At 32.8% G+C, this 17,986-nt stretch carries 14 protein-coding genes; all 14 read left to right on the forward strand.

All coding sequences use genetic code 11. The features are described 5' to 3' along the window. Window positions 1-62 precede the first annotated feature (62 nt). Window positions 63-1,679 (forward strand): long-chain fatty acid--CoA ligase, encoded by a 1,617-nt coding sequence (locus tag SJY24_RS03945; RefSeq protein WP_377863806.1) that lies wholly within the window; start codon window positions 63-65, stop codon window positions 1,677-1,679. Window positions 1,680-1,804: 125 nt separating this feature from the next. Next, complete coding sequence (locus SJY24_RS03950; protein ID WP_377863807.1) at window positions 1,805-2,812, forward strand: LytTR family transcriptional regulator DNA-binding domain-containing protein; 1,008 nt, start codon at window positions 1,805-1,807, stop codon at window positions 2,810-2,812. A gap of 179 nt (window positions 2,813-2,991) precedes the next feature. Further along, window positions 2,992-3,834, forward strand: a complete 843-nt coding sequence (locus SJY24_RS03955) for an ABC transporter ATP-binding protein (protein ID WP_000170829.1) — start codon at window positions 2,992-2,994, stop codon at window positions 3,832-3,834. Continuing rightward, the gene (locus SJY24_RS03960) at window positions 3,834-4,541 is read left to right on the forward strand and encodes an ABC transporter permease (protein ID WP_377863808.1); all 708 of its coding nucleotides are present in this window, start codon (window positions 3,834-3,836) and stop codon (window positions 4,539-4,541) included. Before SJY24_RS03955 ends, SJY24_RS03960 begins: the two co-directional genes overlap by 1 nt. A gap of 161 nt (window positions 4,542-4,702) precedes the next feature. Beyond that, window positions 4,703-5,626, forward strand: a complete 924-nt coding sequence (gene spoIIQ, locus SJY24_RS03965; RefSeq protein ID WP_377863809.1) for a stage II sporulation protein SpoIIQ — start codon at window positions 4,703-4,705, stop codon at window positions 5,624-5,626. Between the two features lie 140 nt (window positions 5,627-5,766). Continuing rightward, window positions 5,767-5,901 (forward strand): hypothetical protein, encoded by a 135-nt coding sequence (locus tag SJY24_RS03970; protein WP_002016211.1) that lies wholly within the window; start codon window positions 5,767-5,769, stop codon window positions 5,899-5,901. A 160-nt stretch (window positions 5,902-6,061) separates the two neighbouring features. Continuing rightward, window positions 6,062-6,898, forward strand: a complete 837-nt coding sequence (locus SJY24_RS03975; protein WP_377867210.1) for a polysaccharide deacetylase family protein — start codon at window positions 6,062-6,064, stop codon at window positions 6,896-6,898. Window positions 6,899-7,426: 528 nt separating this feature from the next. Continuing rightward, window positions 7,427-7,699: a sporulation transcriptional regulator SpoIIID gene (spoIIID, locus tag SJY24_RS03980; RefSeq protein ID WP_000544011.1), complete on the forward strand. Its 273-nt coding sequence runs from the start codon at window positions 7,427-7,429 to the stop codon at window positions 7,697-7,699. Window positions 7,700-7,860: 161 nt separating this feature from the next. Continuing rightward, complete coding sequence (gene mreB / locus SJY24_RS03985; RefSeq protein WP_000457977.1) at window positions 7,861-8,862, forward strand: rod shape-determining protein; 1,002 nt, start codon at window positions 7,861-7,863, stop codon at window positions 8,860-8,862. 353 nt (window positions 8,863-9,215) lie between these two features. After that, window positions 9,216-10,475 (forward strand): glycosyltransferase family 4 protein, encoded by a 1,260-nt coding sequence (locus tag SJY24_RS03990; protein WP_377863810.1) that lies wholly within the window; start codon window positions 9,216-9,218, stop codon window positions 10,473-10,475. Beyond that, window positions 10,426-11,724 carry a glycosyltransferase gene (locus tag SJY24_RS03995; protein ID WP_377863811.1) on the forward strand — a complete coding sequence of 433 codons (1,299 nt, stop codon included), beginning with the start codon at window positions 10,426-10,428 and terminating at the stop codon, window positions 11,722-11,724. Before SJY24_RS03990 ends, SJY24_RS03995 begins: the two co-directional genes overlap by 50 nt. 65 nt (window positions 11,725-11,789) lie before the next feature. Then, window positions 11,790-14,513: a bifunctional glycosyltransferase/CDP-glycerol:glycerophosphate glycerophosphotransferase gene (locus tag SJY24_RS04000; protein WP_377863812.1), complete on the forward strand. Its 2,724-nt coding sequence runs from the start codon at window positions 11,790-11,792 to the stop codon at window positions 14,511-14,513. A gap of 4 nt (window positions 14,514-14,517) precedes the next feature. Continuing rightward, on the forward strand, window positions 14,518-15,681 hold the full coding sequence (locus SJY24_RS04005; RefSeq protein ID WP_098631966.1) for a glycosyltransferase family 2 protein: 1,164 nt from the start codon (window positions 14,518-14,520) through the stop codon (window positions 15,679-15,681). Between the two features lie 20 nt (window positions 15,682-15,701). Then, complete coding sequence (locus tag SJY24_RS04010; protein WP_377863813.1) at window positions 15,702-17,984, forward strand: bifunctional glycosyltransferase/CDP-glycerol:glycerophosphate glycerophosphotransferase; 2,283 nt, start codon at window positions 15,702-15,704, stop codon at window positions 17,982-17,984. The last annotated feature ends 2 nt before the right edge of the window (window positions 17,985-17,986 follow it).

Here is a 17,986-nt window from a genome sequence, read left to right on the forward strand (position 1 = left end):
TACTGCGTGTTATAATACAGTTATGTGAATATATAAAATATAATAACAGGGGGTAATGAAAAATGATGATGGATGTACCACTTCTCATTCCGTCCATGATGGAACGAGCGGAGAAATATTTTTCGAAAAAGGAAGTTGTTTCACGGACTGCATCGCGTATTCATACATTAATATACGGAGAAATTGCAAAGCGGACGAGAAGGCTCGCTAGTGTATTAACGAAAATGGGAATTGAACAAGGGGATAAAGTCGGGACAATTGCTTGGAACCATCATAGGCATTTGGAAGCATACTTTGCGATTCCAGGAATCGGAGCGGTGTTACATACAATTAATTTAAGGCTTTCCGCTGATCACATTTCATATATTATTAATCATGCAGAAGATAAAATCATTCTTGTCGATGAAGATATGGTACCTATATTAGAGAGTATTCAACACGAAATCCCGCATATAAAAGCCTTTATTATTATGACAGACGATCATAAACTACCTCACACAACACTATCACCAGCATATCATTATGACCAATTGCTTGAAGAGGGCGATGAGACATTTCCGTTTGTAAAAGATTTAGATGAAAAAGAACCAGCCGGTATGTGCTACACATCAGCTACAACAGGAAAACCGAAAGGTGTAGTTTACACACACCGTAGTATTGCGCTCCATAGCTATACACTTGGACTTGCAGATGGCGGGAATATATCAGAAGTAGACACTTGTATGCCTGTCGTTCCAATGTTCCATGTTAATGCATGGGGATTACCGTTTGCGAGTACATGGTTTGGGACAAAACTCGTATTACCAGGACCGCATTTCACACCGGAAATTTTAGCGGAGTTAATTGAAAGTGAGAAAGTAACAATTACGGCTGGTGTGCCGACAATTTGGATTGGCTTATTACAAGAACTTGAGAAGCATCCATATGATATTAGTAGCGTAAAAACGATATGGTCAGGTGGATCAGCGGCTCCGCAAAGTATGATTCGTACGTATGAAGAGAAATATGAAATTGCATTTAGACAAATATATGGAATGACAGAAACGAGTCCTGCTGTTGTAATTAATTGTCCGAAATCATATCAACGCGATTTACCGAAAGAAGAATATTATAACTTGCGCTCTCGCCAAGGATATTTATTCCCTGGGCTAGAAATGAAAGTGATTGGACAAGACGGTGAAATTAAGTGGGACGGGGAAGAAATGGGAGAACTTTGCCTAAGAGGCCCATGGATCGCTGGTAGCTATTATAAAGATGAGCGTACAGAGGAATCGATGAAAGATGGTTGGCTCCATACAGGAGATATCGTTACAGTTGATTCGGAAGGATTTATTAAAATTGCTGATCGCACGAAAGACTTAATTAAAAGCGGCGGCGAGTGGATTTCTTCAGTAGATTTAGAAAATGCCTTAATGTCACACGATAACGTATTAGAAGCATCTGTCGTGGCAGTTCCGCATGAGAAATGGCAAGAACGTCCTGTTGCTTGTGTCGTATTAAAAGAAGGACAAGCAGTAGAAAGAGAAGAGCTGTATGCATTACTAGAAGCAGAATTCCCGAAATGGTGGATGCCAGATGATATTCTGTTCGTAAATGAAATTCCGAAAACATCTGTAGGGAAATTCTTAAAAAGAGCACTTCGTGATCAGCTCAAGACTTATATGGTGGAGCAGAAATAGAGAAGAAGGCTATCCTGATGGATAGCCTTCTTTGTTGATACAGTATAAAAACATTGTATTAAATATCATAATTTTCCATTAATTGTTTGGTATAATAGGATAAAAAAACATTTGGGGGAGACAGAATGGCGTTATTGGAGTTGAAACAATTAGGGAAGACGAACCAGTTACCGGCAGTTGAATTGAAGGTTGAAAAAGGACAGTGTGTTGTTTTGCAGTGTAATAATCATACAGCTAAAGTGTTGCACCGGATTATTATCGGAGAAGAAGAGGCTTCTTCGGGCAGTGTGTTATTTGAAGAGGAGCCGATTGGAAAGAAAGTATATTCACGCATCGGTTTTTGTTTTTTGAGAGATGAAGCATACGACCGTTTGAAGGTGAAGGAGTACTTCAAGTTTTTATTGGGGCTTTATGAGTCACATATGAGTATAGAAGAAGTTGTGCAATATGTCGGTCTCCTAGATAAGTTGAACGTTAAAATAGAAAAATTGTCATTTTCAGAGAAACGCCGTCTTCATCTTGGGCGAGTTATGATTCATAATCCGGATTTAGTTATTTTAGAAGAGCCAGAGCAAAATGTAGATACAGAGAGTACGATTATTATTCGAAAAGCGATTATGAAAATGAAAGAACAAGGAAAGGCAATCTTCATTACGTCCTCCTTTTTATCAGATGCCCTTTCGCTGACAGAAGATGTATACATATTAAATAACGATGGTGTGAAAAAGGTAGAAATAGAGCAAGAAGAAGTTGAAGAAGTGGATGAAGAAAAAGTCGTTCAAATGATTCCGCAAATGAAACTTGAAAGAATACCAGCGAAAGTGAACGATAAAATCATTTTACTGGATCCGATGGAGATTCATTTCATTGAAACGCAAAACGGAGTGACACATATTCATGTGCGCGAAGGGGATTTCGTATGCGCATTAACATTAAGTGAACTAGAAGTGAGATTAACAGGATTTGGATTCTTTAGATGTCATCGCTCGTACCTCGTCAATTTACAAAGAGTACGAGAAGTCATTACTTGGACACGTAATAGTTTTAGTTTAATTTTGGATGACGAAAGAAAAAGTTCAATTCCGCTTTCAAAGGGACGAATGGATGAGTTAAAAGGTGTAATTGGACTATAAAAATGCTCCAATAAGCTCAAAATAGGATTCATTCACCGGTAAAAATACTCCTTTTACCGGTATTTTACTGCGTAACCCCTTTGTTTTTCATATGATTGAGTCAAGAAAAGCGAAACAAACAAACGAAAAGCGCTAAAGCGACTTTCATCTATAAAAAGAAAAACAAAGGGGATGACGAAATGACATTGGCAATTGAAATGAAAGATGTAATGAAAAGTTTCGATGGAAAAACGGCCCTTCGAAATGTAAATATTGAGGTGAAGCAAGGAGAAATCTTTGGATTCCTCGGACCGAGTGGATCTGGGAAAACAACAACAGTAAAGATTTTAACTTCTCAATTGCTTCATAGCGTTGGAACAGTACGAGTGTTAGGGAAAGACATTACAGGGCCAAGTAGTATCGATTACAAACGAATCGGTATTTTAACAGACAATAGTGGCTTATACGAAAGACTTAGCATTTATGATAACTTACTATTATTTTGTGACTTATACGATTGTAAAAAAGAACGAATCGATGAAGTACTAGCACAAGTGAACTTATTAGATGATAAAAAAACACAAGTAAAAAAATTGTCAAAAGGAATGAAGCAACGTGTCACACTAGCGAGAGCGATCCTTCACAAACCAGATATCCTCTTCTTAGATGAACCAACATCTGCACTTGATCCAGTAAACGTACAAAACATTCATAAAATCTTAAAAGACTTAAATAAAGAAGGAACAACGATTTTCTTAACAACGCACAACATGGATGAAGCAGAAACGCTTTGTAACCGCATCGCCTTTCTATGCGGCGGAGAAATTGTAGCGCTTGATACACCAGAAAACCTTCGCCTACAATACGCGAAAGATCAAATACAAGTCGTATTAAAAGATAAGCAAAAAGAAGTAGTGCAAAAAGACGAATTAGGTGCAAAACGTATTTCAGAATGGATGAAAAAAGGTGAATTACTATCCATTCATTCACACGAACCAACGCTAGGCGATATCTTTATTGAAGTTACTGGGAGGGGACTATAATGACATTTTCAATGAGACGATTTTCAGCAATTTTTCGAAAAGAGGTACAGGATTTTAAAACGAATTCACAAACTTTAATTATGTTGGTAATGCCACTTGTCTTTTCGGTATTATTTAGTCGCTCAGATAATATGAGAGAAGTTGGAGCAAGTACGTTAACTGCGATGGCGTTAGTTATGGTCGGAGGCTTTGTACAGGCGATGCTTATCGCTGAAGAAAAGGAAAAAAATACGCTTCGTGTTCTTATGCTATCACCAGCATCATCTATTGAAGTATTAATTGGTAAAAGTTCATTAACAGGTATGATTACAGTTGCAATCTGTTTTATTAATCTACTTATTTTAGGTAAATTAGAAGGTAATTTTGCATTATTATTACTTATCTTTGTTCTTGGAATGCTAATATTTAATCTCATTGGTACTTGTATTGGATTATTAGCTCAAAATGTACCGCAAACATCAACAATTGGATTACCAATATTAATGACATTCCTTTTCGGTGATTTAATTGGAATGTTTGTGAAGAATGAAGTCGTTACAAAAATAGTCGATTATTTGCCAACTCGTCATATCGGTCTTGCAGTTAGCAGTGTTATAAAAGGTGGAGGCTTTAGTGCAATTACTAGCAATTTATTGAACATAACTATTTGGTTAGTTGCAGTACTTGTTATTACACTCTTCATTTATAGAAAGAAACAAATGGACTAAAAACTGAGCTCAAACGCTCAGTTTTTTCTTTTTTCTATCATTTCCTCGGAAATTTTGCAATCCCTATACATATTTTTACAGATTTTGTCGAAAAGTAATTAGTTATAGGTTGTATAGGATGATTGAATATTGTTCAAAATGATTGCTGAGGTGATGATGGAATGCGAGGAAGAAATAATAAAAAGTCGCGAAAAGTAGTACATTTATTTCAAAGAAGATGGGTGTTTCCGGCTCTATATATTGCTTGTGCAGCGGTAATCTTAATGGTTGCGCTATGGTTCCAAGGAGCTAATCCGAAGAAAGCTCCGAACCAAGATCAAGCAACACCGTATACACAAACGGAAAATCCAGCAGTACCAGTAACAAAGTCTTCAGAAGTAGTGAAAATGCCAGCTGCAGCAAATGCAGAAGTAGTAGTACAGAAGAAATTCTATGAAGATGCAGCATCAGAGGCGGAACAAGAAAAAGCACTTGTCTTTTATAACAACACATATTCCCCTAATAAAGGAATCGACATTGCTGCGAAGAACGGAAAAGAATTTGATGTGACAGCTGCTTTAAGTGGTACAGTAACGAAAGCTGAAAAAGATTCACTTCTTGGTTATGTTGTAACAGTAGATAGTGGAAATGGTGTAGCAGCATCTTATCAAAGCTTAGGCAGTGTGAAGGTAGAAAAAGGTGCAAGAGTTGCGCAAGGTGAAGTGTTAGGAAAATCAGGTCTAAGTGCAATGAATAAAGATGCAGGTTCTTACGTTCACTTTGAAGTACGTAAAGACAATGTGGCTGTGAACCCTGAGCGTTATTTAAATAAATCAGTAGCAGAAATTAAAGCTGATGCAGGTGCTGCAAAGGCGACAAATGCTTCTGGTAAAAAGGCTGACGACAAATCTCAAAAAGAAGAAAAGTCAACAAGCACGAAACCAGAAAGTAAAACAGAAGATAAATCTCAAAAAGAAGAGAAATCAACGAGCGGTTCAACTAGTGACAAAGGGACGAACAGCAAGCAAGATGATAAATCTCAAAATGAAGAAAAATCAACGAATGGTTCTACAGAATCATCTAACGATTCTTCTTCACAAGAATAATAAAGTGAAAAAATCAGTTCTTACTAGAGAGCTGATTTTTTCATTTTTATATAAAAATAATAAATTTCGAGAAAAAAGTTGCAATAACAAGGAAAAATGACGAGATTCTCGAATATATATTACAAAAGGGAGGGGATACTGTGTCATTTTTATCTGTTCTGTCGATTGCTATCATTTTATTGTTTGTTTTATTCGCTTTATATTATTATATTGCCGGTAAGAAAGAAGTTCCCCACCATCAGTTGTTAGAAGAAGAGTATGAAAGAGAAGAGTGACACTCCAAAAGGGAGTGTCTTTTCTTTATTACACCTATTGGAATTTTTAGAGCTAGGACGTATAATACTAATTGTGATTTTTTTACATAAGAAAACAATATTTGAATACAGTATGAATCTAAAATACTGTATTTTTTGTTGTGGTTTAGGGGGAAAATTAATGAAAGCCAGAGAAAGCAAGGGTTCTAAAAAAAATTTTATTTTAATCGCTGCAGCAATTGTATTAATTGGTGGCATTGGATTCGCTGTTTTTAGTCAAAGTAATAAAGAACAAAAGGTACCTGTACTGTTATATCATCACTTATTGACAGAAAAAGAAAAGGATTCTAATCCGGCTTTTAAAAATAAAGGAACTACTTTATCGGTTGAACAGTTTGAAAAGCAAATAAAGTATTTGGCGGATAATAACTACCATACTATTACATTAAAAGATCTTGAAGAATTTACGAAAGGGAAAAAAGACCTCCCGAAAAAGAGTATATTAATTACTTTTGATGATGCATCAAAATCAAACTATGTTTATGCATATCCTATTTTAAAGAAATATAAGATGCATGCTGCTTCTTTTGTTGTCACATCAAGATTAAGTGATAAAGAAGAAAAATTTGATTCTAAAACAGTTCAATCGTTAAGTAAATCAGAAATTAATAAAATGCAGGATGTTTTTGAATTTGGTAGCCATACGAATGCTTTGCATAAACTAGAAGAAGGAAAAGCGGCAATACTTAGTAAGAAAGGTGCGGAAATTAAACAAGATGTTTCAGAAAGTCAAAAGATATTAAAAACGAATTACCTTTCTTATCCATTTGGAAAATATAATGAGAATGCTATTAAGGCATTGAAAGAGTGTAAATTCCATATGGCTTTTACAAATTCTCGTGGATATGTTAATCAAGAAAGCAATATGTTAAAAGTTAGTCGTTTTGCTATTTCTCCAGAAACAGATATTAAAGAATTCTCCCGCATAGTAGCAGGAGAATATGAGAATCAAAAGTAAGCAAAATAATATATAAGGCATGTAGTGTTTGCTGTGTAAGATAAGCAAATACTACATGCCTTTTTATTTTCTAATAATCAATTAATAAATTTGAAAATGTATTTTTGACTTTTTTGCTTGGGAAATCTATTTAACCAGCTTATAACTTTGCTCATCGTTTATTTTTTAGTGCTATACACGTTCCATTATAGTATCCAGTTAGTAGTATACAAAAATAAATATCTATTCTTGGAATTTCATGTGACAAATAGTTTGTTCAATTGATGTATTTTTAAATATCCTAACTTTTATCATTTTTTTGTATTATGACCCGCAAAAATAAACAACTTATAGCATATATCAGTAGTGCGAGCAATACAATGGTATAAACCAAAGCAAAGAGAGTGTTTGAGGTGAGAAATCGTGAATCATTTCATTATAAATCCAAGAATGTTTAACGCTTACAAACAGCACTCACATTTACTTCTTAGTCGTATGCAGCGAGTCTCATTTCACACTTCTCACATCCAATTTAGGGAGGCGAGTGGTGTGCACGATTACATCAAAGAGAGAACTATCAAGATTGGCAAGTATATCGTGGAGACAAGAAAGACAGTGCGTGTAATTGCAAAGGAGTTTGGGGTATCAAAGAGTACAGTCCATAAAGATTTAACAGAACGTTTGCCAGAAATTAATCCAGAGCTTGCAAATGAAGTGAAAGAAATTCTTGATTATCATAAGTCTATTCGTCATTTAAGAGGGGGAGAAGCAACAAAGCAGAAGTATCGTAAAGAAGATACAGAAAAGCCTGTACGCCAATAAATATAAGAGAGCAAACATTCCTTGCAAATTCGGTAATATTTTTCAGAAGAATTCTTTTTGCGAATATTACGTTTCTGTTAAATTTATGATAAAATCAGAAATTAGGTGTAAAAGAATTCGGGTGTAACCTGATTTTGAATATCGAGGAGGAAAAGACGGGAATGTTTGCGCGAGATATCGGAATTGACCTAGGTACGGCTAATGTATTAATTCATGTTAAAGGTAAGGGTATTGTATTAAATGAGCCATCTGTTGTGGCAATTGATCGTAATAGTGGAAAAGTATTGGCAGTAGGTGAAGAAGCAAGAAGTATGGTGGGACGTACGCCTGGTAATATCGTAGCAATTCGTCCACTTAAAGATGGTGTAATCGCAGATTTCGAAATTACAGAGGCGATGTTAAAGTATTTCATTAACAAATTGGACGTAAAGAGCTTCTTTTCAAAACCTCGCATTTTAATTTGTTGTCCAACAAATATCACATCTGTAGAGCAAAAAGCGATTCGTGAAGCTGCTGAACGTTCAGGTGGGAAAACAGTATTTTTAGAAGAAGAACCAAAAGTAGCCGCAGTTGGTGCTGGTATGGAAATCTTCCAACCAAGCGGAAACATGGTTGTTGATATTGGTGGAGGTACAACAGATATTGCCGTACTTTCTATGGGTGATATTGTTACCTCTTCCTCTATCAAAATGGCTGGCGATAAGTTTGATATGGAGATCTTAAACTATATTAAACGTAAGTATAAGCTATTAATCGGAGAACGTACTTCGGAAGACATTAAAATTAAAGTTGGTACAGTATTCCCAGGTGCACGTAGTGAAGAACTTGAAATTCGCGGACGTGACATGGTAACAGGTTTACCACGTACAATTACAGTATGCTCTGAAGAAATTACAGAAGCACTAAAAGAAGATGCAGCTATCATTGTACAAGCTGCAAAAGGCGTACTAGAGCGCACACCACCAGAACTATCTGCGGACATTATCGACCGTGGTGTGATTCTAACAGGCGGAGGAGCGTTATTACACGGTATCGACATGCTTCTAGCAGAAGAATTAAAGGTGCCAGTATTAATTGCTGAAAACCCAATGCAATGTGTTGCTGTTGGTACAGGTATTATGTTAGAGAATATCGATAAATTACCACGTCGTGCATTGAAATAGATATAGAATTAATATGATTTGAAATACTGTAAACCTTGAACAGTTGGTTGTGTTATTTACTGTTCAAGGTTTATTTATATTTGGTCAATTCATAGTAATTATTCAGATGAAAACACCTTTTTTATGAATTAATTAATATATTCTAATATATTTTTCGGGTTATAAAAAGCTAAATTATTAGGCAGAAAGGTTCAATTTTGTCAGATTTAGTGATATCCTTGTATTTGTAAATTTAAAGTGAACTTTGTAAATTTAAAGAGAATTTTGTAAAAAAATAGTAAATAAATAGAGAATGATTAGAGAAAATAGAATGGGGCATTAATTGATATGGGAGGAAGAAGGGACATAGAAAAATGAAGAAAGTGTTAGTGATAGCACAGAATTTTTATCCGGAAATTGGGAGTGCAGCGAATCGGATTAAGAATATTTACTCGGAATTAAATGAAAAAGGATATGATGTTACAATTTTAACTACTGATCCAAGGTATCCAAATGAAAATTTATATAAGAAAAAGGAATTTTGGGATGAAGTATCGTTAAATAGTGACGACATTATAAGAGTAAAACCCAAGGTGAAGAAGTACACTAATAATATGTTAAGAAGGTTATTTTTGTATTTAGAAATCACAACACTCTTTATTATGGCTATATTACGTATGGATAAAAAATATGATTATGTGTTTGTTTCAACCCCGCCTATTTTTATCGGTATAGCAGGGATTTTTGCTAAGAAAAAACTGAAGGCTGAACTATTGTTAGATGTCCGAGATTTATGGCCAGAATCATTATTGGGTGTTGGAGTTTTTGCGAATCGATTTGTTCTATCGATAGCATATGCTTTAGAAAAGCTGTTATATCGTGCAGCAGATCAGATCATTGTAAATAGCGCAGGATTTATTCCGTATCTCGAGTTGAAAAATATTAAACGCGAAAAAATATCATTTATGCCAAATTCTTTAACAGAGGAAGAATTACATATGGTAGAAAATAAGCGGAGTATAACTTCCTCGGCTACTGAAACAGTGGAAGTAATTTATACAGGTAATATCGGATTAGCTCAAGACGTTCTAAAGTTGATTGATGTAGCAGAATTTCTAAAAGAAAAGGAAAATATTAAATTTAAAATAATTGGCTATGGATTTAAAAGTTATCGAGTAGCTGAAGTTATTAAAGAAAAAAAACTTTCTAATATAGAAATTATTAAAGCAAAAAGTCGTAATAAGACTCTACAGGAAGTGGCAAAAGCACATATTGCATATGTTAGTTTGGTAGATGAAAAAGTATTTCAAACAGTTTTGCCAGGAAAGATTATTGACTATATGTGTATGAAAAAGCCTATTGTTGGCGATGTGTCTGGATATGCAGAAAAGGTTATTAATGAAGCTCAATGTGGTTTGATTTCACACGATCGAACAGTTAAAGAATTAGGAGAGCATATTTTAAGATTAGCTGAGAATGAGATATTACGCAGAAAAATAGGGAATAATGGACATAAGTTCGCTTTCCAATATTTGAGATGGAAAAATAATATCAAAGTATTAACGAGTTTAATGGAGGAAAAAGATGCAACAGCAGAAAGTATGTATGTTCGTATGGAACCACTTCACAAATGATGCTCGTGTATTAAGAGAATGTACGGCTTTAACTGAAGAGGGTTATGAAGTGGACTTGATATGTATTCATAATTGGAAGCAATCGGATTTACCTAAGTGGGAGATGCGAGAAGACGGATTCACAGTAACACGTGTAAATAACCGTCTATCTTTTTTACAGAAAGGTTTAGGTACTGCAAAACGAGTAAAGCAGTTGATAACAAAAAATGTAGTTACAATGTTTTTATTTGGAGTAATTGGGGTACTTTGTTTGTGGAAATTTCCAATGATAACATGTTTGATATTATTATTTGGTGCAGTATTTTCCATGGGAAAGCTACGGACATTAATTGTACGCTCTTACATATTGGCTCAAATGGTCAAGGTTGGTTTGAAAAAAGAATATGATTTCTATCATTCTAATGATTTAAATACACTACCACAAGGGTGGCTTTGTGCGAAAATATTTAGAAAAAAGAAATTAGTTTATGATTCACATGAGGTACAGACCAGTCGTACAGGATACAATAGTAAAATTTATGGGATTATGGAGAGGTTCTTTCTTAAATATACAGATGTGATGATTATGGAAAATCATACTCGTGCAAAATATGCAGAAGATTTATATGGCTTTTATCCTAAGGTCATTCATAACTATCCTTTTGTAACGCAACCAGAAGAAAGTAATTCAATTAATCTGTATGAAGTGTTAGAGATTTCAAAAGAAGAACCCATCTTGTTATACCAAGGTGGAATTCAAATAGGTAGAGGATTAGAAAAGCTAGTACAAGCAGTTCCGATGTTTAAAAAAGGCACGCTTGTATTTATTGGCGATGGACGTATTAAACCTGAGTTACAAAAGATGGTATTGGAGTTAGGCTTGGAAAATAAAGTGAAATTCATTCCGAAGGTGCCTGTAAATGAATTATTACACTATACGAAAAATGCGTATTTAGGTTTTCAAGTTTTAAATAACGTTTGTTTTAATCATTATTCAGCTTCATCTAATAAACTATTTGAATATATGATGAGCGGGGTGCCTGTTGTTGCTTGTAGTTTTCCTGAGATACAACGTGTGGTAGAAAATGAATATGTTGGGGTTTGTATAGATTCTCACAATCCTGCTTCCATTGCTGAAGGCGTAAACTACATATTAGAACATCCAGAAGAAAGAGAAAAAATGAGAGAAAATAGCTTCATTGCCCGTAATAATTATAATTGGGAAAATGAAAAAGAAATCTTTATAAAAATATATAAGGACTTGGAGTAAAATAGGGGAAAAGGTATTCAATTTCTAAGTAACCATATGAACTAAAAGATGGGAATGAGAGTTTCTTGAAGAAAGCGAAGCTAAGTGTAGTAATTACAAGTTATAACAAAAAACAATATTTAGCTCAGTGTTTACAATCTGTTATTGAGCAGACATTAAAGGGGATCGAAATTATTGTTGTTGATGATGGTTCAACAGATGGTAGTATGACAGTGTTGAGGCAGTATGAAAAGCAACATAATAATTTGAAAGTTTATAAGCAACAGAATGCTGGTGTGAGTACTGCGCGCAATATAGGATTACAAAAAGCAAATGGGGAATATGTTACATTTTTAGATGCAGATGATTATGTACATTTAGCCGGATACGAGGAAATGTATGAGATTGCAAGCAAAAATAATGCAGATATGGTTATTGCCAATATTATTTGTTTTAATGAATATAAAAATTGGCCACTTTCATACATGAAAAAAATATTTGATAAGGAACTTCCGTTAATTAGGAATATTGCAACGAACTTAGAATTACATTTCACCCCATCCACAAGCAATAAGATATTTAAAAGAGAAATGTGTGTCCTCAATGGTATTCATTTTGATGCAGATCTTTGGGTAGGGGAGGACTTATTATTTACACAAAAATGTTTGTTAGTTGCAGAAAGAGTAATTGTACGCGATATACCGTTACTTTACTATAGGATATTAGATAACGGTGATAATAACTTATCTAAAAAAACAACGATTACATTCTTTAATCAGCTAGTTATATTACAGATGAAATTAACAGCCATGTATAAAGAGAAAGAAAGACTTGCATTAATCCATACTATAGAGGCAAGACAATGGAAATTCTTTGTGGATTCCATTGTTTTAAAGGGAAAAGATTTTTCAAGTGAAAAGCTTTTAGAAGTCATTCAATTAGGAAATAACTTTCTATCAAGCCTAGTTAGTTTGAAGCATGTAGAGAATTTTAATGTACGCGATAAATTAATAACTGAAATGATAAAGGAAAAGGATTGTATAAGTTTAGAAAAATTATTAAATATCATTCAGGATGAATTAATTTCAAAAGAACACGTATACGATAATGAAAAATATTATTATTTTTATTATCAATTTTTCCCTCGATATAAAGAATTATTGCAAGTTAATAATTTGACCATAGTTCATAAAATTGAAGGAATAAAACTTCGTAAAGAAATTCTTACAATTAGTGGATATGCATTTTTTGAAAATTTACCGACTAAAAAAATAAAAAAAGAATTAATATTTTATAAAGAAGGAACTACTAAAAAAATCCAACTAAAAAACTTCTTACGTACCGATATAACATACTTACTTTCTAACAATAAAATTGACTATAATGATGCGGGGTTTGAAACAATAGAGGTCAATGTAAAAGATTTGTTAGAAGAGGGAGAATGGAGAATATCAATACGCCTCAGCATAGGGAATACTGTCGTTGAAGAACCGCTACGGGTTCTGTTAGCGCAGTTACGCAATAACACAAAGTATCAAAACGTAAACTCATTAGATATTAAAGTACTATATAAAAATAGTGAAGCTATAATTCAAATTCTTAAGTCTACCTATATGAAAAGGATGATAAATAAATATAGAGAAATTAAGCGAGCAATCCGTTATGATGTAGGCTTATTTAAACGGAAAAATTATGAAACATTACTTGCAATTATATTATATAAATTATTTGGATCATATTTTCGTAGAAAGAGGATATGGCTAATTGGTGAAAGAGAAGATACAGCGCAAGATAATTCTTATCACTTATTTACGTATATTAGAAAGGAACACCCTGAAGTTCCGGTTTTTTACATTATTAATAAAGAAAGTAATGATTATAAAAACATTGAAGATTTAGGGGGTATCATCCAGTTTGGGAGTTTTAAACATACATTCTATTTGCTGATTTGTGATAAGACGATTAATAGCTATTCAGAAACAGCAAATATGTATACAGATGAGTATAAACATATTTTAAAATACTATCCAGAATGGCAACAAAACAAGAAGATTTTTATTCAACATGGTGTCATAGGCGTAAGTCGAGTAAATCATGTGTTAAATAAAAATCGAATGGGCTATTCTCTATTTGTTGTGTCCTCACAGTTTGAAAAGGATCATATTGTAAAAGAATTTGGATATGAGGAAGAGGAAGTAATTGTAACGGGGCTTGCACGTTGGGATGCCTTGAAAGATGAGAGTAAAGGGAATGAAATTTTACTCATGCCAACTTGGAGAAGTTGGATTAAAACGAAAGACCAGCTAATGCAATCTAAGTACTGGCAGACATATATGTCATTTTTACAAAGTAAAGAACTTCATCAGATATTAGAAGAACAAGACATGACATTAACTTTCTTTCCGCATTACCAGACTCAAAAATTTGGTGCAGAAGTGCCTGTATCTCATGAGCGAATCAAAGTTATTAAACAAAGTGAAGAAACAGTACAAAGTCTATTAAAGCGACATTGTTTACTGATTACAGATTATTCTACAGTTTCATTTGATTTTGCTTATATGAATAAACCTGTTATTTTCTATCAGTTTGATTATGACGAATTTTATTCTAAACATTATAACGAAGGCCCAATCGATCATAAGGTGGAATTGTTTGGAGAAAAAACGGAAAGTGAGAAAGATATACACCTTTTGTTAAATGATTTTGAAAATTTATTGAAGGGCCCTAATTTAGAGAAAGTAAATAAGTACGTTGTTAAGCCCAAAGAATTACATTGTCAAATGTTATTCAAAAATATAAAAGGAGTGTAAGGATTTGAAAAAGCCACTAGTTTCGGTGATTTTGCCTATATACAATGTAGAGATGTATATAGAGGAGTGTTTAAATTCTTTAGTGAATCAAACAATTGGTATAGAGAATTTAGAAGTTATTATGGTAAATGATTGTTCTACAGATTCCACAAAATCAATTATGGATAAATATAGTGAAATATATTCGAATTTTATATCAATCCATTTAGAAAAAAATACAGGTTCGCCTTCTACGCCTAAAAATATAGGCGTGGAACGAGCAACAGGTGAGTACTTAATTTTTCTAGACCCGGATGATTATGTTCCTAAGGATGCTTATGAGAAATTATATACATATGCTCAAACGTATAAATCAGACTTTGTAATGGGAAGTTTAGTTCGCTTTAATTCACAGAAACAATGGAAACAACCGCAACTAAACACCTCTATGTTACAAAGGTATCATAGAAATATAAAGATAGAAGAGAAACCAGAATTTCTATCTGTCTTAGGTTATTTAGTAAATAAATTAATCAAAACATCTTTTTTTAAGAAGCATAAAATTCAATTTAATCCATCAATTAAATTAGGTGAAGATTTTATTATATGTAATCAACTTATGTTATTGGCTAAAAGATTTAGTTATATTCCGGAAAATGTATATTTTTACAGAATGAGAGATGAAGAAGAAGAAAATTCTCTTACACAGTTGGAACCGTATGAGGCAATCTCAAATTTCGTTGTAGCTGATAATATTATATTTGGTAATTTTAGTAGTTTACAGAAGATGGACATGTACAAAAATTCTAATTTACAAACAGTTCAATCAATTATTTATCGATTGAACGATGAATTTCTTACATTATCAATTAAAGAGCAAACAGAAATTATAAATTTGGCGCGTCCTACTTTATTAAGATTTGATAATGAATTTTTAGAGGAATTAATAGAATTCGATAGAGGTCTTATAAAATTTTTTAAAGAGGGAAATTTAGGGAATATTATATTATATATTGAATTAAAAGTGAAAAGAAATGAAGCTTTTCAAGCCCAAAGGGAATTGCAAATAGCATCAACTGAACTAAATCGTATTTATAAGTCGAAATATTGGAAGGTGACTAAGCCTTTTCGAAAAGTTAGGGCTAAATTAACTTTGAAAATGAAAAAACTAGTATTCGTTTCAAAATAAAAAACCTTTGAGGTGAGGACATGAATAAAAGTATAGAAATTTCGGTAGTAGTAAATACGTGCAACTTTGAAAAGTACATAAAAAAATGTATGAATTCTATTTTAAGTCAAACTTTTGATTTAAATAAAGTTGAAATTTTAGTGATAGACGATTGCTCAGATGATGAAACACTAAAAATTTTAGACTGGTATTCTAAAAAACATAAAAATATAAAAGTGATTAAGTCAGAAAGCCATATAGGTAACCAAGCTATAGTGAAAAACCTTGGAATACATAAGGCTGTAGGAAAATACATTACTTTTTTAGATGGTGATGATTATTTTGCTAAAACAGCTTTGGCAGATCTATACACACAAATAGAAGAGGATAAAATAAATTTAGTATTAGGTGGTTTAGTAAGAGTTACTAAGAAAAAAAATATTATCTCTTGGGATTATAAACAATCATTTATGCAGCTGGAAATGCTTAAAACTTCTGTAACAGAGAATCCAAAAATTTTATCAGTGCTGCTTCATAAATTTGTTGGACTTGTGAATACTTCTTTTTTAAGAGAAAGTGAAATTAAATTTAACGAAGAGTTACCAATTTACTGTTCAGAAGCATTCGTGAAACAAGTATTAATTAAAGCAAAAACATTTTCTTATATGCCTAACTTAGTTTATAACTATCGGGTAAGAAATCAAGATAAGGATGTTTCTCTTTCTCACGTCCATTCGTACGAAATATCCCACGAAGTTGGGAAGCTAGATGCTATTTTATATGAGTACTGTCAGAAGCTAAATGTCATAAAATCGGTATATGGAGCAATTAATTACATTCTTGTTAGAAATGCTATATTTAGACTGGACTATGATTTTAATAAATTGCCAGAAGAGTTGAAAGAAGAAGTTCTAATAAACTATTTGAACTTAATGAAAAGAGCAAATGTATACAGTATTCGAAGATTTAATAAACTAAACACATTAATAATCAAGTTAATTAATGAAGAAAATTATGAGCAAGCAATTTCTTTATTGAGCGTAAAATTATCAAAAGAGTATTATGAAGAGCGATTAGAAAATCTAAAAGGCCGAGATGTCAAGCTTGAAAATGTAAAGAAATCCAAGTCATGGATTATTACATCTCCTATAAGAATGGTAAAAAAAATGTATACGAATATTAAGGAGCAAATTTCGAATCCATTATTGTTAATTTGTTACTTTATGACTAAATCGTATTATGGGAAGAAAAATATATGGCTAATTGGGGAGAGAAATGATCAAGCAGAAGATAATGGCTATCACTTATTTAAGTATTGTAGAACTCATCGACCTGATTTGAATTTATATTATATTATTGATAAAGATGCAAAGCAGCTTGAAAATGTAAAATCGCATGGGAATATAATATATCATTCAAGTTTTAAGCATAAATTGATGATGTTGCACGCTAAAGTTTACATTTCAGCATACCACTTTTTAACATTTTCTTTCCCGAGACCAGGAAGGGAATTCCAAAAGAAATTTGCAAAATATATTAATGCTAAAGAAGTGTTTTTACAACACGGTGTATATATTCATGATGTGAGTAAATGGACTTTTAAAGAAAAAAATCCATATGATTTATTTATTACAAGTTCTGAGTATGAAAGACAATATGTAATTAAAGAATTGGGTTATGAGAAGCAGACAGTAAAGAATGTGGGATTAAGTCGTTTTGATAATCTTTATAAAAATGATGTAAAAAGAGAAATATTGATTATGCCAACATGGCGAGATTTTTTACGTCATCAATCGCGTAAACAATTTGTGTACTCGGAATATTATCGTAGATATAACGATTTAATTAATGATTCCCGTTTTATAGAAATGCTTGAAAGGTATGATTTGAAAGTTAATTTCTACATTCATAGTGAGATGCAAAGGTTTATTGATTTATTTAATTTCGAGAATGAAAGAATTGTAATCCACACAAAACAACAAGCATCTGTGCAAAATTTACTGAAAGAAAATAGTTTGTTAATTACAGATTATTCATCTGTTTCAGCTGATTTCTTATATATGGATAAAGCAGTGATTTTATATCAATTTGATCCTGAAAAATTCCATTATAGACCTTCTGAATATATACGTTATCGTGATATGGGGAAGGTAGTAAATGAAAAAGAACTTGTTTTGGATGAACTAGAGAAGTTTATTCAAAATGATTTTAAATTAAATGCTAAACAGAGCAAAAAGGCAAAAGAAATATTTAATGTTCGAGATAGAAATAATTGCTATAGAACTATTAAATCTATAGAAGAAATGGAAATTAGGGCGAATTAATA

Source organism: Bacillus sp. R86525, from assembly GCF_042466195.1.
In the GTDB taxonomy this organism is placed as follows: domain Bacteria; phylum Bacillota; class Bacilli; order Bacillales; family Bacillaceae_G; genus Bacillus_A; species Bacillus_A nitratireducens.